The sequence below is a fragment of the Klebsiella sp. 10 genome, from assembly GCF_018223925.1.
In the GTDB taxonomy this organism is placed as follows: Bacteria; Pseudomonadota; Gammaproteobacteria; order Enterobacterales; family Enterobacteriaceae; genus Klebsiella; species Klebsiella pneumoniae.
Genome location: NZ_JAGRRB010000008.1, coordinates 160,080 through 184,750, shown reverse-complemented (window position 1 = coordinate 184,750; position 24,671 = coordinate 160,080). Strand labels below are relative to the sequence as shown.

Annotated in this window: 19 protein-coding genes; 13 read left to right on the top strand and 6 right to left on the bottom strand. The window is 58.8% G+C overall.

What is annotated here, in order from left to right; translation table 11 throughout:
• Nucleotides 1-5 precede the first annotated feature (5 nt).
• The 5 genes from araA (at nt 6) to rluA (ending at nt 8,640) form a co-directional block, all read left to right on the top strand.
• Nucleotides 6-1,508 (top strand): L-arabinose isomerase, encoded by a 1,503-nt coding sequence (gene araA, locus KHQ26_RS09750; RefSeq protein ID WP_004177424.1) that lies wholly within the window; start codon nt 6-8, stop codon nt 1,506-1,508.
• Between the two features lie 137 nt (nt 1,509-1,645).
• Nucleotides 1,646-2,341 (top strand): L-ribulose-5-phosphate 4-epimerase, encoded by a 696-nt coding sequence (araD, locus tag KHQ26_RS09745; protein WP_016531719.1) that lies wholly within the window; start codon nt 1,646-1,648, stop codon nt 2,339-2,341.
• Between the two features lie 175 nt (nt 2,342-2,516).
• Complete coding sequence (gene polB / locus KHQ26_RS09740) at nt 2,517-4,874, top strand: DNA polymerase II (protein ID WP_049125623.1); 2,358 nt, start codon at nt 2,517-2,519, stop codon at nt 4,872-4,874.
• 187 nt (nt 4,875-5,061) lie between these two features.
• Nucleotides 5,062-7,968, top strand: coding sequence for an RNA polymerase-associated protein RapA (gene rapA / locus KHQ26_RS09735; RefSeq protein WP_004178574.1), 2,907 nt, complete (start codon nt 5,062-5,064; stop codon nt 7,966-7,968).
• Between the two features lie 12 nt (nt 7,969-7,980).
• Nucleotides 7,981-8,640 (top strand): bifunctional tRNA pseudouridine(32) synthase/23S rRNA pseudouridine(746) synthase RluA, encoded by a 660-nt coding sequence (gene rluA, locus KHQ26_RS09730; protein WP_020805145.1) that lies wholly within the window; start codon nt 7,981-7,983, stop codon nt 8,638-8,640.
• 74 nt (nt 8,641-8,714) lie between these two features.
• On the opposite strand, the gene citX is transcribed toward rluA, so the two are convergent.
• Both citX and KHQ26_RS09720 read right to left on the bottom strand, forming a co-directional pair.
• Nucleotides 8,715-9,254, bottom strand: a complete 540-nt coding sequence (citX, locus tag KHQ26_RS09725; protein WP_002888347.1) for a citrate lyase holo-[acyl-carrier protein] synthase — start codon at nt 9,252-9,254, stop codon at nt 8,715-8,717.
• A gap of 179 nt (nt 9,255-9,433) precedes the next feature.
• Nucleotides 9,434-10,798: a 2-hydroxycarboxylate transporter family protein gene (locus KHQ26_RS09720; RefSeq protein WP_002888345.1), complete on the bottom strand. Its 1,365-nt coding sequence runs from the start codon at nt 10,796-10,798 to the stop codon at nt 9,434-9,436.
• 324 nt (nt 10,799-11,122) lie between these two features.
• Here KHQ26_RS09720 and KHQ26_RS09715 point away from each other — a divergent pair, with 324 nt between their 5' ends.
• Nucleotides 11,123-12,748 (top strand): ATP-binding protein, encoded by a 1,626-nt coding sequence (locus tag KHQ26_RS09715; RefSeq protein ID WP_004192048.1) that lies wholly within the window; start codon nt 11,123-11,125, stop codon nt 12,746-12,748.
• Nucleotides 12,738-13,436, top strand: coding sequence for a response regulator (locus tag KHQ26_RS09710; protein WP_020805142.1), 699 nt, complete (start codon nt 12,738-12,740; stop codon nt 13,434-13,436). The genes KHQ26_RS09715 and KHQ26_RS09710 overlap by 11 nt, the downstream gene beginning before the upstream one ends.
• A 32-nt stretch (nt 13,437-13,468) precedes the next feature.
• Here the strand turns inward: KHQ26_RS09710 and djlA are convergent, their stop codons facing one another.
• Nucleotides 13,469-14,296 carry a co-chaperone DjlA gene (gene djlA / locus KHQ26_RS09705; protein ID WP_002888332.1) on the bottom strand — a complete coding sequence of 276 codons (828 nt, stop codon included), beginning with the start codon at nt 14,294-14,296 and terminating at the stop codon, nt 13,469-13,471.
• 243 nt (nt 14,297-14,539) lie between these two features.
• Between djlA and lptD the strand changes: the two genes are divergently transcribed.
• From lptD to apaH, 6 genes are read left to right on the top strand one after another with little or no spacing between them, the layout of a single operon-like run.
• A complete protein-coding gene (lptD, locus tag KHQ26_RS09700; RefSeq protein WP_004147026.1) occupies nt 14,540-16,888 on the top strand; it encodes an LPS assembly protein LptD in 2,349 nt (782 codons plus the stop codon).
• A gap of 54 nt (nt 16,889-16,942) precedes the next feature.
• Nucleotides 16,943-18,229, top strand: a complete 1,287-nt coding sequence (gene surA, locus KHQ26_RS09695; RefSeq protein WP_002888329.1) for a peptidylprolyl isomerase SurA — start codon at nt 16,943-16,945, stop codon at nt 18,227-18,229.
• Nucleotides 18,230-18,234: 5 nt separating this feature from the next.
• Nucleotides 18,235-19,224 (top strand): 4-hydroxythreonine-4-phosphate dehydrogenase PdxA, encoded by a 990-nt coding sequence (pdxA, locus tag KHQ26_RS09690; RefSeq protein WP_002888327.1) that lies wholly within the window; start codon nt 18,235-18,237, stop codon nt 19,222-19,224.
• Complete coding sequence (gene rsmA / locus KHQ26_RS09685) at nt 19,221-20,042, top strand: 16S rRNA (adenine(1518)-N(6)/adenine(1519)-N(6))-dimethyltransferase RsmA (protein WP_002888324.1); 822 nt, start codon at nt 19,221-19,223, stop codon at nt 20,040-20,042. The genes pdxA and rsmA overlap by 4 nt, the downstream gene beginning before the upstream one ends.
• 2 nt (nt 20,043-20,044) lie before the next feature.
• The gene (gene apaG, locus KHQ26_RS09680) at nt 20,045-20,422 is read left to right on the top strand and encodes a Co2+/Mg2+ efflux protein ApaG (protein ID WP_002888323.1); all 378 of its coding nucleotides are present in this window, start codon (nt 20,045-20,047) and stop codon (nt 20,420-20,422) included.
• Between the two features lie 4 nt (nt 20,423-20,426).
• Nucleotides 20,427-21,275, top strand: coding sequence for a bis(5'-nucleosyl)-tetraphosphatase (symmetrical) ApaH (gene apaH / locus KHQ26_RS09675; RefSeq protein WP_002888321.1), 849 nt, complete (start codon nt 20,427-20,429; stop codon nt 21,273-21,275).
• Nucleotides 21,276-21,526: 251 nt separating this feature from the next.
• Here apaH and folA read toward each other — a convergent pair whose 3' ends face one another.
• The 3 genes from folA to kefF form a co-directional block, all read right to left on the bottom strand.
• Entirely contained in the window at nt 21,527-22,006 is a 480-nt protein-coding gene (gene folA, locus KHQ26_RS09670) for a type 3 dihydrofolate reductase (protein WP_002888320.1), read from the bottom strand.
• A gap of 173 nt (nt 22,007-22,179) precedes the next feature.
• Nucleotides 22,180-24,045 (bottom strand): glutathione-regulated potassium-efflux system protein KefC, encoded by a 1,866-nt coding sequence (gene kefC, locus KHQ26_RS09665; RefSeq protein WP_004145992.1) that lies wholly within the window; start codon nt 24,043-24,045, stop codon nt 22,180-22,182.
• A complete protein-coding gene (gene kefF, locus KHQ26_RS09660) occupies nt 24,038-24,571 on the bottom strand; it encodes a glutathione-regulated potassium-efflux system oxidoreductase KefF (protein WP_002888068.1) in 534 nt (177 codons plus the stop codon). Before kefF ends, kefC begins: the two co-directional genes overlap by 8 nt.
• Nucleotides 24,572-24,671: the final 100 nt, after the last annotated feature.

Here is a 24,671-nt window from a genome sequence, read left to right as displayed (position 1 = left end):
CGAAAATGACGATTTTTGATAACTATGAAGTATGGTTCGTTATTGGCAGCCAACATCTGTACGGCCCGGAAGCCCTGCGCCAGGTGACGAAGCATGCCGAACATGTGGTGAACAGCCTGAATGCGGAAGCCAAACTGCCGTGCAAACTGGTCCTTAAGCCGCTGGGCACCACCCCGGACGAGATCACCCATATCTGCCGCGACGCCAACTACGATGACAAATGCGCCGGGTTAGTGGTCTGGCTGCATACCTTCTCGCCGGCAAAAATGTGGATCAACGGCCTGACCATCCTCAATAAGCCGCTGCTGCAGTTCCATACTCAGTACAACGCCGCGCTGCCGTGGGACAGCATCGATATGGACTTTATGAACCTGAACCAGACCGCGCACGGCGGCCGCGAGTTCGGCTTCATCGGCGCCCGTATGCGCCAACAGCACAGCGTGGTCACCGGCCACTGGCAGGATAAAGAGGCCCACCAGCGTATCGGCGGCTGGATGCGTCAGGCGGTCTCCAAACAGGATACCCGTCATCTGAAAGTGTGCCGTTTCGGCGATAACATGCGCGAAGTGGCGGTGACCGACGGCGATAAAGTCGCCGCGCAGATTAAGTTTGGCTTCTCGGTGAACACCTGGGCGGTCGGCGATCTGGTGCAGGTGGTGAACAGCATCAGCGACGGCGATATCAGCGCCCTGGTCGATGAATATGAGAGCAGCTACCGTCTGACCCCGGCAGCGCAGGTTCACGGCGAGAAGCGCCAGAACGTGCTGGACGCCGCGCGCATTGAGCTGGGGATGAAACGCTTCCTCGAACAGGGCGGTTTCCACGCCTTTACCACCACCTTTGAAGATCTCCACGGCCTGAAACAGCTCCCGGGTCTCGCCGTACAGCGCCTGATGCAGCAGGGCTACGGCTTTGCCGGCGAGGGCGACTGGAAAACCGCCGCTCTGCTTCGCATCATGAAGGTGATGTCAACTGGTCTGCAGGGCGGCACCTCCTTTATGGAGGATTACACCTACCACTTCGACAATGGTAACGATCTGGTGCTCGGCTCGCACATGCTGGAAGTGTGCCCGACGATCGCCACTGCCGAGAAACCGATCCTCGACGTTCAGCCGCTGGGCATCGGCGGCAAAGCGGATCCAGCGCGCCTGATCTTCAATACTCAAACCGGCCCGGCGATCGTCGCCAGCCTGATCGACCTGGGAGACCGCTTCCGTCTGCTGGTCAATACCATCGAAACCGTCCCAACGCCGCACGATCTGCCGAAGCTGCCGGTGGCCAACGCCCTGTGGAAAGCGCAGCCGGATCTGCGTACCGCGTCGGAAGCCTGGATCATCGCCGGCGGCGCGCACCATACCGTCTTCAGCCATGCGCTGAACCTCGACGATATGCGCCAGTTCGCCGAGCTGCATGATATCGAGCTGACCGTCATTGACAACGATACCCGTCTGCCGTCCTTCAAGGACGCGCTGCGCTGGAATGAAGTGTATTACGGTTCAAAACGCTAAGAGGCTGTCCCCTCACCCTTCCCCTCTCCCCGTTGGGGAGAGGGGACCGACCGGGCGCCATGCCGCCTTTCTCCCTCTCCCGCCGGGAGAGGGTCGGGGTGAGGGATACCCGACTCGCCTGCTATTCGGAGCACACTATGTTAGAAGATCTTAAACGCCAGGTGCTGGAAGCTAACCTGGCCCTGCCAAAGCATAATCTGGTGACCTTAACCTGGGGCAACGTCAGCGCCGTCGACCGCGAGAAAGGGGTGTTCGTGATCAAACCCTCCGGTGTGGATTACCGCGTGATGACCGCCGACGATATGGTGGTGGTCAGTCTGGAGAGCGGCGAAGTGGTAGAGGGTAATAAAAAGCCCTCGTCGGATACCCCGACCCATCGCCTGCTGTATCAGGCTTTCCCGACGCTGGGCGGCATTGTGCATACCCATTCGCGCCACGCCACCATCTGGGCGCAGGCCGGGCAATCTATTCCCGCGACCGGCACTACCCATGCCGACTACTTTTATGGCCCGGTGCCCTGCACCCGGTTAATGACTGATGCGGAGATCAACGGCGACTATGAGTGGGAAACCGGCAACGTGATTGTCGAAACCTTCCGCCAGCAGCGAATCGACCCGGCGCAGATGCCCGGCGTGCTGGTCCATTCCCACGGCCCGTTCGCCTGGGGCAAGAACGCCGAAGACGCGGTGCATAACGCCATCGTGCTGGAAGAGATCGCCTATATGGGGATTTTCTGCCGCCAGCTGGCGCCGCAGCTGCCGGCTATGCAGCAGACCCTGCTGGATAAGCACTATCTGCGTAAGCATGGGGCCAAAGCCTACTACGGCCAATAATCACCCTGCTCGCGCTGCGCTTAGCAGGGCCAGGGCTCTGCGCCATCTGGTAACCGGGATAAGGCGCAAGCCGCAATCCGGGGCAACATTAGCGCCGAACACCTGTATAAAACCCCAGCGCCCCTCATGAAACCAGGCTATAATCAGGCCTGGTTTTTTATCGGCGAGAATACCCGTGACCCAGCCACGAGCAGGATTTTTACTCACCCGTCACTGGCGGGACACTCCGCAGGGCACCGAGCTCTCCTTCTGGCTGGCCACCGACGACGGTCCGCTGCAGGTAACCCTCCCGCCGCAGGAGTCCGTCGCCTTTATTCCCGAAGCGCAGCGGGCGCAGGCTGAACGGCTGCTGCAGGGGGAGAAAGGGCTCCGCTTCGCCCCGCTGGCCCTGAAAGATTTCCACCGTCAGCCAATTGTTGGCCTCTACTGCCGCGCCCATCGCCAGTTGATGCGTCTGGAGAAGATGCTCCGCGACAGCGGCGTCACCGTTTACGAAGGCGATATCCGCCCGCCGGAGCGCTATCTGATGGAGCGCTTTATCACCGCCCCGGTGTGGGTGGAAGGCGAAACGCGCGGCTCGCAGCTGGTCAACGCGCGCATGAAGCCGAACCCTGACTATCGTCCGCCGCTGAAATGGGTGTCGCTGGATATCGAAACCAGCCGCCACGGCGAGCTGTACTGCATCGGTCTGGAAGGCTGCGGCCAGCGGGTGGTCTACATGCTGGGCCCCGAACCGGAAACGCCGCCAGACGTCGACTTCGAGCTGGTCTTCATCGCCAGCCGTCCCCTGCTGCTGGAAAAGCTTAACGCCTGGTTTGCCGAACACGACCCAGACGTGCTGATCGGCTGGAACGTAGTGCAGTTCGATCTGCGCGTTCTGCAAAAGCACGCCGAACGCTATCGTATCCCGCTGCGGCTCGGCCGCGGCAACAGCGAGCTGGAGTGGCGTGAGCACGGCTTTAAGAACGGCGTCTATTTCGCCCAGGCCAACGGGCGGCTGATTATCGACGGCATCGACGCGCTAAAATCGGCGTTCTGGAATTTCTCCTCCTTTTCGCTGGAGGCGGTGGCCCGCGAGCTGCTGGGAGAAGGCAAAGCCATCGACAACCCATGGGATCGGATGGATGAGATCGAGCGCCGGTTTCATGAAGACAAACCGGCGCTGGCCATCTATAACCTGCAGGATTGCGAGCTGGTGACGCGGATCTTCCACAAAACGGAGATCATGCCGTTTTTGCTCGAACGGGCGACGGTCAACGGTCTGCCCGCCGACCGCCACGGCGGCTCGGTCGCCGCCTTCAGCCATCTCTATTTCCCGCGCATGCACCGCCTGGGCTACGTGGCGCCGAATCTCGGCGACGTACCGCCGCAGGCGAGCCCCGGCGGCTACGTGATGGACTCCCGCCCCGGCCTGTATGACTCGGTGCTGGTGCTGGACTATAAAAGCCTGTATCCGTCGATTATTCGTACCTTTTTAATCGATCCGGTCGGCCTGGTTGAAGGGCTGGCGCAACCCGATGACCAGCACAGTATCGAGGGCTTCCTCGGCGCCCGCTTCTCGCGAGATAAGCACTGCCTGCCGGGGATTGTCAGCCAGATCTGGCACGGCCGGGATGAAGCCAAACGCCAGCACAATAAGCCGCTCTCCCAGGCGCTGAAGATTATCATGAACGCCTTCTACGGCGTGCTGGGCACCAGCGCCTGCCGCTTCTTCGACCCGCGTCTCGCCTCGTCGATTACCATGCGCGGCCATGCGATCATGCGCCAGACCAAAGCGCTAATTGAAGCCAAAGGCTACGACGTTATCTACGGCGATACCGATTCCACCTTCGTCTGGCTGAAACGCCCGCATAGCGAAGCCCAGACGGCGGAGATCGGCCGCGAGCTGGTCAGCGACGTCAACGCCTGGTGGGCGCAGGAGCTTGGTAAAAGCCAGCTGACCAGCGCCCTGGAGCTGGAGTATGAAACCCACTTCTGCCGCTTTTTAATGCCGACGATCCGCGGCGCCGATACCGGCAGCAAGAAGCGCTATGCCGGGATGATTCAGGAGGGCGATGCCCAGCGCATGGTGTTCAAGGGGCTGGAAACGGTGCGTACCGACTGGACGCCGCTGGCCCAGCAGTTTCAACAGGAGTTATACCTGCGCATCTTCCGCAACCAGCCGTATCAGGATTATGTGCGGGAGACTATCGCCAGGCTGATGAACGGCGAGCTCGACGAACAGCTGGTTTATCGCAAACGCCTGCGCCGGCCGCTGGCGGAGTATCAGCGCAACGTACCGCCGCACGTGCGCGCCGCCCGGCTTGCCGATGAACACAACCTGAAGCTTGGGCGGGCGCAGCAGTATCAGCAGCGCGGCACCATCAAATACGTCTGGACCACCAGCGGCCCGGAGCCGGTGGATTACCAGCAGTCGCCGCTCGATTACGATCACTATTTAACAAAGCAGTTGCAGCCGGTGGCGGAAGGGATCCTGCCCTTCGTCAACGATGACTTTGCTACAATAGTGACAGGACAGTTGGGGCTATTTTGATTTTTTGTCACCCATTCCACGGGCACGAAAGCCTAAAAATGAAGCGTGAGGAGAACGTGACGAACGTTCTGCCATCCAGTAATATAGCGCCCTTTCCATTCCTGGCCCCAATTTTGACGCATCTCCGATTGTTCATGGAGATGATCAACTATTGCCTGCAATTAAAGAACTAAAGAGCCGAACATATATGCCTTTTACACTTGGTCAACGCTGGATTAGCGACACAGAGAGCGAACTAGGATTAGGGACGGTGGTAGCGCTGGATGCGCGCATGGTCACTCTCCTTTTCCCCGCCATCGGCGAAAACCGTCTGTACTCTCGCAACGATTCCCCGATCACCCGCGTAATGTTTAACCCGGGCGACACCATCACCAGCCATGAAGGCTGGCAGCTCCACGTTGACAAAGTGAATGAAGAGAACGGGCTGCTGTCCTACACTGGCACCCGCCTGGACACCCAGGAAGCGAACGTCACCCTGCGTGAAGTGCTGCTCGACAGCAAACTGGTATTCAGCAAACCGCAGGACCGCCTGTTCGCCGGCCAAATCGACCGTATGGATCGCTTTGCCCTGCGCTACCGCGCGCGCAAGTTCCAGAGCGAACAGTACCGCATGCCGTGGAGCGGCCTGCGCGGCCAGCGCACCAGCCTGATCCCGCACCAGCTGCATATTGCCCACGATGTGGGCCGTCGTCACGCGCCGCGCGTCCTGCTGGCCGATGAAGTGGGCTTAGGTAAAACCATTGAAGCCGGGATGATCCTGCACCAGCAGCTGCTCTCCGGCGCCGCAGAGCGCGTGCTGATCGTGGTCCCGGAAACCCTCCAGCACCAGTGGCTGGTGGAGATGCTGCGCCGTTTCAACCTGCGTTTCTCGCTGTTCGATGACGAGCGCTACGCCGAAGCGCAGCACGATGCCTACAATCCGTTCGAAACCGAACAGCTGGTGATCTGCTCTTTAGACTTCGTGCGTCGCAGCAAGCAGCGCCTGGAGCACCTGTGCGACGCCGAGTGGGACCTGATGGTGGTCGACGAAGCGCACCACCTGGTGTGGAGCGAAGAGGCGCCGAGCCGTGAATATCAGGCTATTGAACAGCTGGCTGAGCGCGTGCCGGGTATCCTGCTGCTGACCGCGACGCCGGAACAGCTGGGAATGGAGAGCCATTTTGCGCGCCTGCGTCTGTTGGATCCGAACCGCTTCCACGATTTTGAACAGTTTGTCGAAGAACAGCAGAACTACCGTCCGGTGGCCGACGCCGTCGCGCTGCTGCTGGCGGGCAACAAGCTGAGCGATAGCGAACTCAATACCCTGGGCGATCTGATCGGCGAGCAGGATATCGAGCCGCTGCTGCAGGCCGCCAACAGCGATCGCGAAGATGCCCAGGCCGCGCGCCAGGAGCTGATCTCGATGCTGATGGACCGCCACGGCACCAGCCGCGTGCTGTTCCGTAATACCCGTAACGGCGTCAAAGGTTTCCCGAAACGCGAGCTGCACACCATTCGTCTGCCGCTGCCGACCCAGTACCAGACGGCCATCAAAGTGTCCGGCATTATGGGCGCGCGCAAAACCGCGGAAGAGCGCGCGCGCGACATGCTCTATCCGGAGCAGATCTATCAGGAATTTGAAGGTGATACCGGTACCTGGTGGAACTTCGACCCGCGCGTCGAGTGGCTGATGGGTTACCTGACCAGCCATCGCTCGCAGAAGGTGCTGGTAATCTGCGCTAAGGCCGCCACCGCCCTGCAGCTGGAACAGGTGCTGCGCGAGCGCGAAGGCATCCGCGCCGCGGTGTTCCATGAAGGGATGTCGATTATCGAACGCGACCGCGCCGCGGCGTGGTTTGCTGAAGAAGACACCGGCGCCCAGGTGCTGCTGTGCTCCGAGATCGGCTCCGAAGGACGCAACTTCCAGTTCGCCAGCAACCTGGTGATGTTCGACCTGCCGTTTAACCCGGATCTGCTGGAGCAGCGTATCGGTCGTCTCGACCGTATCGGCCAGGCGCACGATATCCAGATCCACGTTCCGTACCTGGAAAAAACCGCGCAGTCGGTGCTGGTGCGCTGGTATCACGAAGGGCTCGACGCCTTCGAACATACCTGCCCGACCGGTCGCACCGTCTACGACAGCGTGCACGATGAACTGATCAACTATCTTGCGGCGCCGGAATCCACCGACGGCTTTGACGATCTGATCAAATCCTGCCGCCAACAGCATGATGCCCTGAAGGCGCAGCTGGAGCAGGGCCGCGACCGTCTGCTGGAGATCCACTCCAACGGCGGCGAGAAAGCCCAGGCCCTGGCGGAGAGCATCGAAGAGCAGGATGACGACACCAGCCTGATCGCTTTCTCGATGAACCTGTTCGATATCGTCGGCATCAACCAGGACGACCGCGGTGAAAACCTGATCGTCCTCACCCCTTCCGACCATATGCTGGTGCCGGATTTCCCGGGCCTGCCGGAAGACGGTTGCACCATCACCTTCGAACGTGACGTGGCGCTGTCGCGTGAAGATGCGCAATTTATTACCTGGGAACACCCGCTGATACGCAACGGTCTGGACCTGATCCTTTCCGGCGATACCGGCAGCAGCACCATTTCCCTGCTGAAGAACAAGGCGCTGCCGGTCGGCACCCTGCTGCTGGAGCTGATCTATGTCGTCGAAGCGCAGGCGCCGAAGCAGCTGCAGCTCAACCGCTTCCTGCCGGCGACCCCGGTTCGCATGCTGCTGGATAAAAACGGCAACAACCTCGCCGCGCAGGTGGAGTTCGAAAGCTTCAACCGCCAGCTGAGCGCGGTCAACCGCCATACCGGTAGCAAGCTGGTCAATGCGGTGCAGCAGGACGTTCATGCGATTCTGCAGCAGGGTGAAGCGCAGATCGCCAAAGCGGCGCAGGGGCTGATCGACGCGGCGCGTAACGAAGCCGATGAAAAGCTGACGGCGGAGCTGTCGCGTCTGGAAGCGCTGAAGGCGGTGAACCCGAACATCCGTGACGACGAACTGGCGGCGATCGAAAGCAACCGTCAGCAGGTGATGGATGCGCTGGCGCAGGCCGGATGGCGTCTGGACGCGCTGCGTCTGATCGTCGTCACTCACCAGTAACGGAACGCGAACATGGCGATGGAAAACTACAATCCGCCGCAGGATCCCTGGCTGGTGATCCTGTATCAGGATGAGCACATCATGGTGGTCAACAAGCCGAGCGGCTTGTTGTCCGTCCCCGGTCGTCTTGAGGAGCATAAAGACAGCGTGATGACGCGCATTCAGCGCGACTTCCCGCAGGCCGAATCGGTGCATCGCCTGGATATGGCCACCAGCGGCGTGATTGTGGTGGCGCTGAATAAAGCCGCCGAGCGTGAACTGAAGCGTCAGTTCCGCGAGCGCGAGCCGAAGAAGCAGTACGTCGCCCGCGTCTGGGGCCATCCGCAGCCGGCGGAAGGCCTCGTGGATTTACCGCTGATTTGCGACTGGCCGAACCGGCCAATGCAGAAGGTGTGCTATGAAACCGGCAAAGCGGCGCAAACCGAATATGAGGTGCTGGAGTACGCAGAAGATAACACCGCCCGCGTGCGCCTGAAGCCGATTACCGGACGGTCGCACCAGCTGCGCGTGCATATGCTGGCGCTGGGGCATCCGATCCTTGGCGACCGCTTCTATGCCACGCCGGAGGCGCTGGTGATGGCCCCGCGCCTGCTGCTGCACGCCGAGACGCTCACCATCACCCATCCTGCCTACGGCAACGCGATGACCTTTCGCGCGCCGATCGACTTTTAACGCTCACACTTCGAGTTGCATGCGGGTTGGCTGCGTGCAACTCGGATTAGTGAGGATACAGAAAACAATCCCGATTAATCGCGGGCGAACCACGCGTCAATCATCTGCTCAACGCGGGCGACGACGAGATCGGTGTCGTGACGACGGCTGCGCGCACAGGCGTGCGCCGGCTCATCGCACAGCAGGCAGCGGCGCTGCGATTCGCCCAGCGACTGGCGTCCCACCAGCCCGTTCTGCGGACAGATTACATCGATATCCCACAGGCGTCCCAGCGGATGGCTCTGCTCCAGCGTACTGCACATCGCTTTGATTTCGCTGGCCGGATGCGCTACGCACCACAGCGCTTCTGGCCCGGTCGGCAGCCATAGCACCTGACGATCCAGCGTTTGCCAGCGGTGCTTCCACAGCAGCTGATCGCAGGCCTGGAGGGCAACGCCCATCATATTGCGATAGCGAATGCTGTCCTTCACCGCCCCCGGGGTCACCAGGGTCAGGGAAATAACAGGCTGCTGATAATGGGCCAACCAGTCGGCCTGGCGGGCTGCACGCTGCTCTTTCGCCGCCAGCAATGCGTCGATGCTGACGCCCGCCTGGGCGGGAGTATCCACTGACATTAATTCCTCTCCTACATATGATAAATACGACAGCGCCTGGACTGTCATGATGATGGTTGCGATAGCCGATCGCGCGCTGATTGTAACGCTAAATGCGGAGCATTTAGGATACAGAACGCAGATATTTTCGGCGTTCTGTAGCGGAAAATAGCAGATTTATCGCTGAGCGTAGCGTTATATCACGCCAGATAGTGGCTGAGGAACAGCAACCCCAGCGAGACATTTATCGCCCCGCCGATGCGGGTAGCGATCTGCGCGAACGGCATCAGGCTCATGCGGTTGCCGGCGGTCAGGATCGCCACATCGCCGGTGCCGCCCTGCCCGCTCTGGCAACAGGAAACAATCGCCACATCGATCGGGTGCATCCCTATCTTTTTACCAACCAGGAAACCGGTCGCCACCAGCGCGGAGACGGTACTGACGATCACCAGCAGGTTGGTTAAAGTGAAGGCGTTTACCAGTTCCTGCCACGGGGTGATCGCCACGCCGACGGCAAAGAGGATCGGGTAGGTGACCGCGGTGCGGAAGAATTTATACACCATCTGCGACCCCTCCTGCAGACGCGGAGACACCACGTTAGCCAGCTTTAACAGCACCGCGAGGAACAGCATGCCTACCGGCGCCGGCAGACCAATCAGTTTGTGGCCGAGCATCCCCATCATATACAGCAGTACCGCCAGCAGCGCGCCGGAGGCGAGGGTCCCAACGTCGGTCTTACCGCTCACGCCTTCGCTCTCGCTGAGGCTGCGGGTTTCATGGCTGCGGTTCGGCATCAGTTGCCCTTCGCCGGTCAGATGCGGGAAGCGCTTGCCGAGCTGGTTGAGGCAGCCGGAGATGACGATCGCCGTCAGGCTGCCAAGCATCACCATCGGCAATACCCGGCCCAGGGCCACGCCCTGCTCCATATGCATCAGCGCGGCATAACCCATTGACAGCGGGATCGCCCCCTCTCCCACGCCGCCGGCCATAATCGGCAGCACGATAAAGAAGAACACCTGGAACGGCTCCATGCCCAGCAGCGTGCCGACGCCGATGCCCACCAGCATGCCGACCACTTCGCCGCACAGCATCGGGAAGAAGATCTTCAGAAAGCCCTGAATCAGCGTGGTGCGGTTCATACTCATGATGCTGCCGACAATGATGCAGCAGATATAGAGATAGAGGATGTTAGTGGATTTATAGAATTTGGTCGTGGATTCAATAACCACGTCAGGCAGCAGACCATAGTGGACCAGCGCGGAAGGAATAAAGGTGGCGCAGATCGCCGCCGCACCGAGTTTCCCCAGCACCGGGAGGCGTTTACCAAACTCGCCGCAGGCGAAGCCAAAGAAAGCCAGGGTGGCCACCATCACCACGATATCGCTCGGCAGTTTGCCGCCAAGGCAGTCGAGGGCAATCAGTCCTCCGGCCAGCAGAAACAGCGGCAGCGGGACGATCCCCACCTTCCAGTTATCCATAATATGCCACCAGCGCTGCTTGAGCGTGGTTTTCGGCGTATCGATCGGTTCAAGGGTTGCAGAGAATGCATTGTCTGTGGTGCTCATAAATTCAGCCCTGTCGTTATTATTCATTTTCAGCGTAAAGGGACAGCGGCGTCGTTAATGTGAAGCTTCCCAGATTAAAAAAGAAGTTTTAATGGTCACTATGGTTTTTATGGTTTCTATTCGCTGAACTGCCCGAGAGTGATATATCTCTGATTTATGACTGTGGTTTTTATGGTTTTTATTTCCCGCCGGCCGCCTATTTCCGCCGCGACCGCTGGCGGCAGCCCGCGCCTGCGCCGCTGATCACAACTTTCCCTTAACATTTACGTCACGTGACAGAAAAATGATAGAGTGCCGGTATGGTTAATACGTCGTCCGGGGCCTATGAAATTATCTTTTCAATATAAGCTGTTTATTTCTCTGGTCGCTTTTTTCTCGGTCCTTTTTATCGCGCTGGGCATTTATTATTATTTTGACGCCAGCCGCCAGCTTTATCAGGAGATGAGCGCCCGGGCCAAAATACAGGCCGAAGAGATAGCCCTGATGCCGAATTTACGTCAACAGGTCAGCCGGCACGATCCACAGGCGATTCAGGCGTTTATGCAGCAAATCGCCGCCCATAGCGACGCCAGCTTTATCGTCATCGGCGACCGTCAGGGAGTTCATCTGTTTCATTCCGTCCATCCGGAGTGGGTTGGCACCCGACTGGTCGGTGGCGACAACCAGGCGGTACTGGAAGGGAAATCCATCACCACCATTCGCAAAGGCGGCCTCGGGGTCTCGCTGCGCAGCAAAACGCCCATCGTTGATGACGCAGGGCGAGTGATCGGTATTGTCTCCGTCGGCTACCTCACCAGCTATCTCGACAGCATTACTCTGACTAAAGTGATCAATATTTTTATCGCCGCCGTCCTGCTGCTCATCGCCCTGTTTATCTTCTCCTGGTACTTTACCCGCAGCATCAAGAAGCAGATTTTTTCGCTCGAGCCGCGGGAAATTGGCCTGCTGGTTCGCCAGCAAAAGGCGATGATGGAGTCGATCTTTGAGGGGGTGATCGTCATCGATCGCCAGCGGCGTATTGAGGTGATAAACCATGCCGCCCGCAGCCTGCTGGGGCTCAGCCAGCCCGCCCGCCAGCTGCGCGGTCAGTCGATCGACAGCGTCATTTCGCCGCAGCCCTTTTTCGCCAGCGGCGACATGCTCGAACGCGATACCCACGATGAGCTGTGCCGCTTCAACCAGTTGACCGTGCTCGCCAGTCGGGTGCGCATTATGCTGGAGAATACCCTGCAGGGCTGGGTGATCACATTCCGTGACCGCAATGAAATCAATGCCCTCACCGCCCAGCTGAGCCAGGTGAAGCGCTATGTCGACAATCTGCGCATCATGCGCCACGAGCAGCTCAACCGGATGACTACCCTCTCCGGCCTGCTGCATATGGGCCATTATGACGAAGCGATCCGCTATATTCAGGCCCAGTCGGAACATGCTCAGGAGCTACTGGACTTTATCTCCTCGCACTTCCACTCGCCGACGCTATGCGGTCTGCTGCTCGGCAAAGCCACCCGCGCCCGCGAAAAAGGCGTGGCGCTGAGCTTCGACCCGGCCTGCCGTATCGACCGCCCCCTGCCGTCGCTAATGGAATCCGAGCTGATCTCCATCATCGGCAACCTGCTGGATAACGCCATCGAAGCCACGCAGCGTGCCGAGCTGCCGCATGAGCCGGTTGAAGTCCTGATCCAGCTCAACGCCCGGGAGTTGATTATCGAAGTGGCCGACCGCGGCGTCGGCATCCGCCCCGATATCCGCGAGCGCATTTTTGAACGCGGCGTCACCACCAAAACCCGTGGCGATCACGGCATTGGTCTGTATCTTATTGAACATTATGTCACTCAGGCGGGCGGCACCATCGAAGTCGCCGATAACGCGCCGCGGGGAACGATCTTCACCCTATTTATCCCGGCCGACGCGCACGCCTGTCCGCAACCGGAGGTCCACGATGCATCATGACCTGGTCGATGTGCTAATCATTGAAGATGAGAGCGAACTGGCGCGCCTGCACGCCGAGCTTGTGCAAAAACACCCGCGACTGCGGCTGGCAGGCATGGCGACCTCCCTCGCCCAGGCGCGGCAGCTGCTTCACGCCACGCCGCCGCAGCTGGTGCTGCTGGATAACTATTTACCGGACGGCAAAGGCGTCACGCTGATGACCGACCCGGCGCTGGCGACCAGCCAATGCTCGGTGATCTTTATCACCGCCGCCAGCGATATGGAAACCTGCAGCCAGGCCATCCGCAACGGCGCCTTCGACTATATCCTTAAGCCGGTATCATGGAAGCGGCTGAGCCAGTCGCTGGAGCGCTTTATCCAGTTCTACGATCAGCAACGGGAGTGGAAAATCGTCGATCAGCAAAACGTCGATTCCCTCTATCAACTGCAGGCGAAGAACTATCGCGTGGATAGCGGCAGCAAGGGGATTGAAGAGAAAACGCTGGCGCTGGTGCAGGGACTGTTTAGCGACCGGGAAGCGCACTGTTTTTCCGTTGATGAAGTGGTCAGCGCCGCCGGGCTTAGCAAAACCACCGCCCGTCGCTATCTGGAGCACGGCGTTGAGACCGGTTTTCTGGAAGTGGAGATGCTGTACGGAAAAATTGGCCATCCGCGGCGGCTGTATCGCCGCGCTAAGGTCAAAAGTTAAAACCCCTCGCCGGACGGGAGGGGCTGGAAACGTCAGAAGCCGCGCTGCTCTTTGATCAGCTCCCAGGCCTTCTGGATCTCCTGGGCCTTCTGTTTGGCCATCTCCATCATCTCCGGCGGCAGACCTTTCGCTACCAGCTTGTCCGGATGATGTTCGTTCATCAGCTTGCGATAGGCGCGCTTCACCGTCGCCGCATCGTCGGTCGGTTTTACTCCCAGCACATTGCAGGCATCTTCGAGGGTCGGCCCACGCTGCGCCTGCTGCCAGCCGGCGTTGCCGCCATGCTGGCCATAAGAGCGCTGCTGCGAACCGCCGCCAAACTGGGCGCCGCCCTGCATCATCCGCAGGAATTGATCGAACTGGGCGCGGGAGATGCCGAGCTCGTCGGCAATGACGAACAGCACTTCACGTTCGTTAGGATGCAGTTCGCCATCAGCGAACGCCGCCTGCAGCTGAATTTCCAGAAACATCCGAATCAGATCGAAACGGCCAAAGCAGACGCTGCGCAGCTGACGCATTTTCTCGCGCAGGGGATAGTTGTCGGCCTTACCGTCGCGAAACGCCTGCTGCGCCGCGGTGCGCGAGGCGCCATGCAGGTTCATGCGATCCATTAGCACATTGGCGACATGAATATCCGCTTCGGTAACGCGGCCCTTGGATTTGGTCAGGTGCCCCATCACTTCGAAGGTGGTGGAAAAGAAGAGCGACTGACGCTCCTGCTGATTGGCGAAGAGATTTAACCGGCGGCTGCGCGCCCGGTCAAACATATGGCCGACCAGAAAGCCAAGCACCACGCCCCAGAACCCACCACCCATCAGCAAAGCCACTGCCACGCCAATCACTTTACCCAAATACTGCATAGACTCCCCAACTGTTTATCGCCGTTAAGCTCGAATATGACCGCACGTTACCCGGCACTCGCGCCTCGGTCAATTGTGGGACATAGCCTATAATTTGCTTTATCATACTCGTCATTCAACAGGGTGCCTAACGCTCGGGCTCGAAACGGGCAGGATTAACACTAGCGTGATAATGTTGAGTAAGTTAGGCTCTGACCGTTTGCAAGCCGCTGTCACAAGATGATGGAACAATAAATACAACGTATGAAAAAACGTATTCCCAGCCTCCTGGCTACGATGATTGCCAGCGCCTTGTATAGCCAACAAGGCCTCGCTGCCGATCTCGCAACGCAATGTATGCTTGGCGTGCCAAGCTATGATCGTCCGCTCGTGGAAGGTCGTCCTGGCGATCTGCCGGTGACGATTAACGCCGATCATGCGAAGGGCAACTACCCGGACAACGCCGTCTTTACCGGCAACGTCGATATTAACCAGGGGAATAGTCGCCTCCGCGCCGACGAAGTTCAGCTGCATCAGCAGCAGGCCGCGGGCCAGGCGCAGCCGGTGCGCACGGTGGACGCGCTGGGCAACGTGCATTACGACGATAACCAGGTGATCCTCAAAGGGCCAAAAGCCTGGTCGAATCTGAATACCAAAGATACCAACGTCTGGCAGGGCGATTATCAAATGGTCGGACGCCAGGGACGCGGCACCGCCGACCTGATGAAACAGCGCGGTGAAAACCGCTATACCATTCTCGAAAACGGCAGCTTTACCTCCTGTCTGCCGGGCTCCGACACCTGGAGCGTCGTCGGCAGCGAAGTTATCCACGATCGCGAAGAGCAGGTTGCCGAGATCTGGAACGCCCGCTTCAAGCTTGGCTCTGTGCCGATTTTCTATAGCCCCTACCTGCAGCTGCCGGTGGGCGATAAGCGTCGTTCAGGCTTCCTGATCCCGAACGCGAAATACAGCACCAAAAACGGCGTGGAATTCTCCCTGCCGTACTACTGGAACATCGCGCCAAACTTCGATGCCACTATTACTCCGCACTATATGAACAAACGCGGCGGCGTGATGTGGGAAAACGAGTTCCGCTATCTGACCCAGCTCGGCAGCGGCTTAACTGAATTCGACTACCTGCCGTCGGATAAAGTCTACGAAGACGACCACTCGAGCGACAGCAACAGCCGCCGCTGGCTGTTCTACTGGAACCACTCAGGGGTTATCGATCAGGTATGGCGTCTGAACGCTGACTACACCAAGGTCAGCGATCCTGACTACTTCAACGACTTCAGCTCGAAATATGGTTCCAGTACCGACGGCTATGCGACGCAGAAATTCAGCGCCGGTTACGTCAACCAGAACTTTGACGCCACGGTATCGACCAAACAGTTCCAGGTCTTTGACCGCGAATCGAGCAACTCCTATTCGGCTGAGCCGCAGCTCGACGTCAACTACTACCAGAATGATGTCGGTCCGTTCGATACCCATCTCTATGGACAGGTTGCCCATTTTGTTAACTCGAATAACAACATGCCGGAAGCGACCCGCGTTCACTTCGAACCGACGATCAACCTGCCGCTGTCCAACGGTTGGGGCAGTCTGAATACCGAAGCCAAGCTGCTGGCGACTCACTACCAGCAGAGCAACCTCGATAAGTACAATGCCGCCAACGGCACTGACTATAAAGAGTCCGTCAGCCGCGTAATGCCGCAGTTTAAAGTCGACGGCAAAATGGTCTTTGAACGCGACCTGCAGGAGGGATTCACCCAAACGCTGGAACCGCGCGTGCAGTATCTGTACGTGCCGTACCGCGATCAGAGTGAAATCGGCAACTACGACTCCACGCTGTTGCAGTCGGATTACACCGGTCTGTTCCGCGACCGTACCTATAGCGGTCTGGACCGCATCGCGTCGGCTAATCAGGTCACCACCGGGCTCACCTCGCGCGTGTATGATGCCGCCGCGGTGGAACGTTTTAATATTTCCGTTGGTCAAATCTACTATTTCACCGAGTCACGCACCGGTGATGACAACATCAACTGGGAGAACAACGATACCACGGGTTCACTGGTCTGGGCCGGCGATACCTACTGGCGCATTGCCGATGAATGGGGTCTGCGCGGAGGGATCCAGTACGATACGCGTCTGGATAACGTTGCCACTGGTAACGGCACCATTGAATACCGTCGCGATGAGAACCGCTTAGTTCAGCTTAACTATCGTTACGCCAGCCCGGAATATATTCAGGCCACGCTGCCGTCATATTCCACCGCGGCACAATATAAACAGGGTATTTCGCAGGTGGGGATGACCGCCAGTTGGCCGATTGTCGATCGCTGGTCCGTGGTCGGGGCCTACTACTACGATACTAATACCCGGAAAGCAGCAAACCAGATGTTGGGTGTGCAGTATAACTCCTGCTGCTACGCCATCCGTCTTGGCTACGAACGTAAAGTCAACGGCTGGAACAGCAACGACAACGGCGGCGAGAGCAAATACGATAACACCTTCGGAATCAATATCGAATTGCGCGGTCTGAGCTCTAACTACGGCCTCGGCACCCAGCAGATGCTGCGCTCGAACATTTTACCGTACCAGAGCTCCCTGTGATGCGGCTGGTCTACAACATCTTCCGCATTTGCGGTTAATCGAAATGGAAAAAGTATGAAGAACTGGAAAACGCTGCTTCTCGGTATCGCCATGATCGCGAATACCAGTTTCGCTGCCCCCCAGGTGGTCGATAAAGTAGCGGCCGTCGTCAATAATGGCGTCGTGCTGGAAAGCGACGTCGATGGTTTGATGCAATCGGTTAAGCTCAATGCTGGTCAGGCTGGCCAACAGCTGCCGGATGACGCCACCCTGCGCCATCAAATCCTCGAAAGACTGATCATGGACCAGATCGTGTTACAGATGGGGCAGAAGATGGGCGTGAAGATCTCTGACGACCAGCTCGATCAGGCTATCGCCAACATCGCCAAACAAAATAATATGACCTTGGATCAGATGCGCAGCCGTCTGGCCTATGAAGGCATCAACTACAACACCTACCGTAACCAGATCCGTAAAGAGATGCTGATTTCGGAAGTGCGTAACAATGAAGTGCGTCGTCGCATCACCGTGCTGCCGCAGGAAGTGGAAGCGCTGGCGAAACAGATCGGCGACCAGAACGACGCCAGCACCGAGCTCAACCTGAGCCACATCCTGATCCCGCTGCCGGAGAACCCGACCTCTGACGAAGTCGCCGCGGCCCAGGAGCAAGCAAACTCCATCGTTGAGCAGGCGCGCAACGGCGCCAACTTCGGCAAACTGGCGATCACCTACTCCGCTGACCAACAGGCGCTGAAGGGTGGCCAGATGGGCTGGGGCCGTATCCAGGAGCTGCCGGGCATTTTCGCTCAGGCGTTAAGCACCGCGAAGAAAGGGGATATCGTCGGTCCAATTCGTTCCGGCGTTGGTTTCCACATTCTGAAAGTCAACGACCTGCGCGGTGGTACCCAGAATATCTCCGTTACCGAGGTTCACGCCCGTCATATTCTGCTGAAACCGTCGCCGATCATGAACGACGCCCAGGCTCAGGCTAAGCTGGAACAGATCGCAGCCGAGATTAAGAGCGGGAAAATCACGTTTGCTCAAGCGGCGAAAACCTATTCGGAAGATCCGGGCTCGGCAAACCAGGGCGGTGATTTAGGCTGGGCCACGCCGGACATCTTTGACCCGGCGTTCCGCGATGCGCTGATGCGTCTGAACAAAGGGCAGACCAGCGGACCGGTGCACTCTTCCTTTGGCTGGCATCTGATCGAACTGCTGGATAGCCGTCAGGTCGACAGAACCGACGCCGCGCAGAAAGATCGTGCTTACCGCATGCTGATGAACCGCAAATTCTCTGAAGAAGCGGCAACCTGGATGCAGGAACAGCGCGCCAGTGCGTATGTTAAAATTCTGAGCAACTAATATCGATGCCTGAAACCCGTAAAGTTGTTATCACTCCCGGCGAACCCGCCGGGATTGGCCCTGACCTGGTCGTGCAGCTTGCCCAGCGCGACTGGCCAGTTGAGCTGGTGATTTGCGCCGATGGCGCCCTGTTAACTGACCGAGCCAAGCGGCTCGGTCTTCCTTTATCTCTCCTCCCTTACGATCCCGCGCAACCTCCTGTTCCTCAGCGCGCCGGTACCCTGACGCTGCTGAACGTGCCGCTAAACGTCCCGGCGGAGCCCGGCGTGCTGAACGTGCAAAACGGCGCCTACGTAGTGGAGACGCTGGCGCGCGCCTGCGACGGCTGCCTTAGCGGCGAGTTTGCGGCGTTAGTGACCGGCCCGGTGCATAAAGGCAACATCAACGACGCCGGTATCGCCTTTACCGGTCATACCGAGTTCTTTGAAGAGCGCGCGAAGGCCAGCAAAGTGGTGATGATGTTGGCGACCGAGGAGCTGCGGGTGGCGCTGGTCACCACCCATCTGCCGTTGAAAGCCATCAGCGAAGCGATTACCCCCGAGCTACTGCGCGAGATCATCACCATTCTCGATCACGACCTGCGCACGAAATTTGGCATTGCCCAGCCGCATGTGCTGGTTTGCGGGCTTAACCCGCACGCTGGCGAAGGCGGCCATATGGGAACAGAAGAGATAGACACCATCATTCCGGTGCTGGAAGAGATGCGCGCAAAGGGGATGAACCTCAGCGGTCCGCTGCCGGCAGACACCCTCTTTCAGCCGAAATATCTTGATCATGCCGATGCGGTACTCGCGATGTACCACGATCAGGGCCTGCCCGTGCTAAAATACCAGGGCTTTGGCCGCGGCGTGAACATTACGCTCGGTTTACCTTTTATTCGTACCTCCGTCGACCACGGCACCGCACTGGAATTAGCGGGCCAGGGAAAAGCGGACGTCGGCAGTTTTATCACGGCGCTTAATCTCGCCATCAAAATGATTGTTAATACCCAATGAATAATCGAGTCCATCAGGGCCATTTAGCCCGTAAACGCTTCGGGCAGAACTTCCTCAACGATCAGTTTGTGATCGACAGCATCGTCTCGGCGATTAACCCGCAGAAAGGCCAGGCGATGGTTGAAATCGGCCCCGGCCTGGCGGCCCTGACCGAGCCGGTCGGCGAACGCCTTGACCAGCTGACCGTCATCGAACTGGACCGCGATCTGGCGGCTCGCCTGCAGACGCATCCGTTCCTCGGTCCAAAGCTGACCATCTATCAGCAGGATGCGATGACCATGAACTTTGGCGAACTGGCGGAGAAAATGGGCCAGCCGCTGCGCGTCTTCGGCAACCTGCCGTACAATATCTCGACCCCGCTGATGTTCCATCTGTTCAGCTATACTGATGCCATCGCCGATATGCACTTTATGCTGCAGAAGGAAGTGGTGAATCGTCTGGTTGCCGGACCGAACAGTAAGGCGTATGGTCGATTAAGCGTGATGGCGCAATATTATTGCCAGGTGATCCCGGTACTCGAAGTGCCGCCGAGCGCGTTTACCCCGCCGCCTAAGGTCGACTCCGCGGTGGTACGCCTGGTGCCGCACAGCACCATGCCGTATCCGGTCAAAGAGATCCGGGTGCTGAGCCGCATCACCACCGAAGCGTTCAACCAGCGCCGCAAGACTATCCGCAACAGTCTCGGCAATCTGTTCAGCGTGGAAGTGCTGACCGAGCTGGGCATCGACCCGGCCATGCGCGCCGAAAATATTTCCGTGGCGCAGTACTGCCTGATGGCCAACTGGCTGTCTGACAATCTGCCAACGAAGGAGAGCTAACCATGATTCATTCGCCCCGGGTGTGTGTCCAGGTACAGAGCGTCTATATCGAATCGCAGTCTTCCCCGGAAGAAGAGCGCTACGTCTTCGCTTACACCGTCACCATTCGCAACCTGGGGCGGAGTCAGGTTCAGCTGCTTGGCCGCTACTGGCTCATCACTAACGGCCACGGTCGTGAGACTGAAGTTCAGGGTGAAGGGGTGGTCGGCGAGCAACCGCATATTCCCGCCGGCGGTGAATATCAATATACCAGCGGCGCAGTGATTGAAACGCCGCTGGGAACCATGCAGGGTCATTATGAGATGATCGATATCGACGGCGCGCCGTTCCGTATTGAGATCCCTGTTTTCCGTCTCGCAGTTCCAACGCTCATTCATTAAAACAATGTCAACATACCTTATTGGCGACGTTCACGGTTGCTACGATGAACTGATCGCATTATTAGCGCAGGTTGAATTCGATCCGCGGAGAGATACGCTGTGGCTGACCGGCGATCTGGTGGCCCGAGGCCCGGGATCGCTGGAGGTCCTGCGCTATGTCAAATCTCTGGGCGACAGCGTACGACTGGTGCTGGGCAACCATGACTTACACCTGCTGGCGGTCTTTGCCGGTATCAGCCGCAACAAGCCAAAGGATCGTCTGAAACCACTGCTGGAAGCGCCGGATGCCGATGAGCTGCTCAACTGGCTGCGTCGCCAGCCGCTGCTGCAGGTGGATGAAGAGAAAAAGCTGGTGATGGCCCATGCCGGCATTACGCCGCAGTGGGATCTGGAGACCGCCCAGCAGTGCGCGCGCGATGTTGAAGCAGTGCTCTCCAGCGACTCCTATCCTTTCTTCCTCGATGCCATGTACGGCGACATGCCGAACCACTGGAGCAACGAGCTGAGCGGCCTGGCGCGCCTGCGCTTTATCTCTAACGCCTTTACCCGCATGCGCTACTGTTTCCCGAACGGCCAGCTGGATATGTATTCGAAGGAAGCGCCCGAGGACGCCCCGGCGCCGCTGAAGCCGTGGTTTGCCATTCCCGGCCCGGTCAGCAATGCCTACAGCATTGCCTTTGGCCACTGGGCTTCGCTGGAGGGACGCGGCACGCCGGAGGGGATTTACGCCCTGGATACCGGCTGCTGCTGGGGCGGGGAACTCACCTGCCTGCGCTGGGAAGATAAGCAGTACTTCACCCAGCCGTCAAACCGGCAGAAAAGCCTCGACGAAGGCGAAGCCGTCGCGTCCTGACTCTTCCCGGATAGCGGCGCGTTGCGCCTTATCCGGGCTACCTGCGGCGTCGTTTTGTCGGGTGGCGGCTAACGCCTTACCCGACCTACATTTCCTTGCCATTTGTAGCCCGGGCAGCGCTCCAGGAAGACGAAGCCCGCGACGGGAAACACGACGAGATACTGAGTGCGCCATCGTCGCGCAATTCATGCAAAAGAAAACCCCGGTCACGCCAGACGCGACCGGGGTTTTTTTATCGCTATCCTGCCCGCTTAACGGCGTTCGAGGATCTCAAAGCAGTAGCTATGGGAGTTCTGCGCGTCGGCGTCATGAAACTCGCTGAACACCGACTCCCATTCGTCCGGATCGTAATCCGGGAAATGGGTATCGCCTTCCACTTCCGCATCAATATGGGTCAAGTAGAGCTTCTGCGCTTTCGGCAGGAACTGCTCATACACCCGGCCGCCGCCGATCACCATAATCTCTTCCACATCGCCGCAGGCGGCAATTGCTTCTTCTACGGAGGAGACCCACTGCACGCGATCGTCGCTGCCGGGTTTGCTGCTGATCACGATATTTTTACGCCCCGGCAATGGGCGCCCAATGGATTCCCAGGTCAGACGCCCCATCACCACCGGCTTATTTAACGTGTTGCGTTTGAACCAGGCGAGATCGGCAGGCAGGTTCCATGGCATGGCGTTTTCCATACCAATGACGCGATCTACCGCTAACGCCGCAATCAGACTGATCATTCATTCATTCCCGAGTGCAAAAAATTGTCGCCACTATACGGAAAGCGTACAACTTCGTCGACTGGCCGGAGGGTAAAGAATGAGAAAATTTTCTGATTTGCTGGCAAGCCCACGTTCACACCGTGGGCCGCCAGAAGAGGATCCAAACGAAAACAAAATGTTACTGGTCAGCCTCAGGCTGAGGGCTTATTTTCCGGCTCATCGGCGATATCCCCGGTGTGCCTGCCCTCTTCCGTACCCTGCCAGCCATGACGCTGCACCAGCGACAGATGATGACGATCTTCGTTGATGATGCCGGTCAGCATATCGCTGGTCCGCTTGAAGACCGCCACCCGCGACGCGGCATCGTTTTCCGCCATCGCCACCATCTCTTCGACCATCTGCAGGTTGAATCGACGAAACAGATCGGCCCGCTCGCGCGCTTCATAGGCGCCGAGCCCCAGCGCCTCCAGCGTCATTCGGCCGGACTTCAGCGCCGCCTCGAAGGTTTCACGCTCCGGGGCCTCGACGCCAGCCTGGCGCAGCTGAATGTAATGATCGACATCGCGGGCGCGGGAGATGATCTGCAGATGCGGAAAATGCTCTTTTACCCTCGCCACCAGCTCCAGGCTGACGTGCGGATCGTCAATGGCATTGATCAGCACTTCCGCCTTTTCGGCCCCGGCCGACTCCAGCAGATCGACCCGGGTGGCATCGCCGTAGAAAACCTTCATATCAAATTTGCGCAGGGTATCGACATGGTCCGGGTCATGATCGAGGATCACCATCTTCACCCCGCTCGAGAGCAGCAATCGCCCGGCAATCTGCCCGAAGCGGCCAAAGCCGGCGACAATCACCCGCGGCTGCTCTTCATCAATCTCGTCAGCATCACGCGCCTGGCCGCTGGACGATTTCTCCAGACGGGTCAGCAGCACCAGCAGAATGGGGGTTGCCGCCATCGACAGGGCCACCGCCAGGGTCAACGCTTTTGCCCATTCGCCGTCCAGTACATCCGCCATCCGCGCGGCGCCAAACACCACAAACGCGAACTCACTCCCCTGCCCCAGCAGCACCGCAAACCAGCGGCGCTGGGCGCGCGGTACGCCAAGCGGCCTGGCGATAAGCCACAGCATCAGCATTTTTATCGCCAGGAAACCGACCAGCAAAATCACAATACGCAGCGGATGGGTGACCAGGGTGCCGAAATCAATCGACATGCCGACGCCGATAAAGAACAGCCCCAACAGCAGTCCTTTAAACGGCTCAATATCACTCTCCAGCGCATGACGATATTCGGAGCTGGCCAGCAGCACCCCGGCGAGAAACGCCCCCATCGCCATCGACAGCCCCACCTCTTCCAGCAATAAGCCAAAGCCGAAGACCAGGAACAGGGCCACGGCGCTGAACACTTCGCGCAGGCCGGAACGGGCGACAAAGCGCAGCAGCGGGCGGGTCAGATAGCGCCCAAGGACCACCACCAGCGCCAGCGCTGCGGCCACTTTCAGCGCGGAGAGGGCAAAAGCCATCAGCGAAGTGGCGCCGCCGCTGGCCGCCAGCAGCGGGATCATCGCCACCAGCGGGATCGCGGCGATATCCTGGAACAGCAGCACCGCAAAGGCGCTGCGCCCCATCTGCGACACCGTCAGATTGCGCTCATTCATCGCCTGCATAGCAATGGCTGTGGAAGAAAGCGCCAGAGTCATACCAATCAGCTCGGCCACCTGCCAGCGCAGGCCCAGCAGCATGCAGAACAGACCGATTAACACCCCGCAGGCCACCATCTGCAGTGCGCCGCCGCCAAACACCGAGGCGCGCAGCTTCCATAAGCGCTGCGGATCGAGCTCCAGACCAATGACGAACAACATCAGCACCACGCCAATCTCGGCAAAGTGCAGAATCGCCTCGGCATCGGTCACCAGCCGCAGCGCCCACGGGCCGATAATACAGCCGGCGATGAGATAGCCCAGCACTGACCCCAGCCCCAGACGGACGGCGATGGGCACAATCAGCGCCGCGGCGCCGAGGTAAATCAACGCCTGTATCAGCGTATGGCTATCCATTCTGGTGTGCCTCCTGCCAGTCGATTAAGCGTTGACGATAGCGGCGGGCCTGCGCCTGCAGCGTTTCATCATCGCAGATAAAGGTGCAGTGCATAGCGAACGGCGGCAGCCATTTCATCCCGCAGTAAAGCGCGGTTGCCTGCAGAGGCTGCGCCAGCACCGGGAAACCGGGAAACGAACCGATATCAAAGTGGCTTTCCCCGCCGCCGGTAGTGACCGCCCACATCAGCGATTTACCGCGCAGGGCAATACCGTTATGGCCATAGGCCCAACCGTGCGACAGCACCTTGTCCATCCACAGCTTGAGCAGCGGCGGTACGCTATACCATTGCATAGGGTGCTGCCAGATAACCAGATCGGCACGGGCCAGCGCCGCCTGCTCGGCGGCGACATCGATATTAAAGTCGGGATAGAGTTGATAGAGGGAGCGTATCTCTACGCCTTCAAGCGTCCCTGCCTGTTCAAGCATTCGCTTATTCGCATGAGAATGCTGCGGATAAGGATGCGCATAAATTATCAGAATCATTGATTGGCCTGCGTTTGCTCTTGTCGTAATCAGCAAGAGTGTAGACAGTTAAGCGAACCGCTTACAATGATAACTGTGATTTATGTCGCGATGGCTTACG

What these genes read in the sequence shown, in the direction of transcription:
- araA (WP_004177424.1), top strand. Translation starts at nt 6, where the DNA reads ATGACGATTTTTGATAACTATGAAGTATGGTTCGTTATTGGCAGCCAA.
- araD (WP_016531719.1), top strand. Translation starts at nt 1,646, where the DNA reads ATGTTAGAAGATCTTAAACGCCAGGTGCTGGAAGCTAACCTGGCCCTG.
- rapA (WP_004178574.1), top strand. Translation starts at nt 5,062, where the DNA reads ATGCCTTTTACACTTGGTCAACGCTGGATTAGCGACACAGAGAGCGAA.
- rluA (WP_020805145.1), top strand. Translation starts at nt 7,981, where the DNA reads ATGGCGATGGAAAACTACAATCCGCCGCAGGATCCCTGGCTGGTGATC.
- citX (WP_002888347.1), bottom strand. Translation starts at nt 9,254, where the DNA reads ATGTCAGTGGATACTCCCGCCCAGGCGGGCGTCAGCATCGACGCATTG.
- KHQ26_RS09720 (WP_002888345.1), bottom strand. Translation starts at nt 10,798, where the DNA reads ATGAGCACCACAGACAATGCATTCTCTGCAACCCTTGAACCGATCGAT.
- KHQ26_RS09715 (WP_004192048.1), top strand. Translation starts at nt 11,123, where the DNA reads ATGAAATTATCTTTTCAATATAAGCTGTTTATTTCTCTGGTCGCTTTT.
- KHQ26_RS09710 (WP_020805142.1), top strand. Translation starts at nt 12,738, where the DNA reads ATGCATCATGACCTGGTCGATGTGCTAATCATTGAAGATGAGAGCGAA.
- djlA (WP_002888332.1), bottom strand. Translation starts at nt 14,296, where the DNA reads ATGCAGTATTTGGGTAAAGTGATTGGCGTGGCAGTGGCTTTGCTGATG.
- lptD (WP_004147026.1), top strand. Translation starts at nt 14,540, where the DNA reads ATGAAAAAACGTATTCCCAGCCTCCTGGCTACGATGATTGCCAGCGCC.
- surA (WP_002888329.1), top strand. Translation starts at nt 16,943, where the DNA reads ATGAAGAACTGGAAAACGCTGCTTCTCGGTATCGCCATGATCGCGAAT.
- pdxA (WP_002888327.1), top strand. Translation starts at nt 18,235, where the DNA reads ATGCCTGAAACCCGTAAAGTTGTTATCACTCCCGGCGAACCCGCCGGG.
- rsmA (WP_002888324.1), top strand. Translation starts at nt 19,221, where the DNA reads ATGAATAATCGAGTCCATCAGGGCCATTTAGCCCGTAAACGCTTCGGG.
- apaG (WP_002888323.1), top strand. Translation starts at nt 20,045, where the DNA reads ATGATTCATTCGCCCCGGGTGTGTGTCCAGGTACAGAGCGTCTATATC.
- apaH (WP_002888321.1), top strand. Translation starts at nt 20,427, where the DNA reads ATGTCAACATACCTTATTGGCGACGTTCACGGTTGCTACGATGAACTG.
- folA (WP_002888320.1), bottom strand. Translation starts at nt 22,006, where the DNA reads ATGATCAGTCTGATTGCGGCGTTAGCGGTAGATCGCGTCATTGGTATG.
- kefC (WP_004145992.1), bottom strand. Translation starts at nt 24,045, where the DNA reads ATGGATAGCCATACGCTGATACAGGCGTTGATTTACCTCGGCGCCGCG.
- kefF (WP_002888068.1), bottom strand. Translation starts at nt 24,571, where the DNA reads ATGATTCTGATAATTTATGCGCATCCTTATCCGCAGCATTCTCATGCG.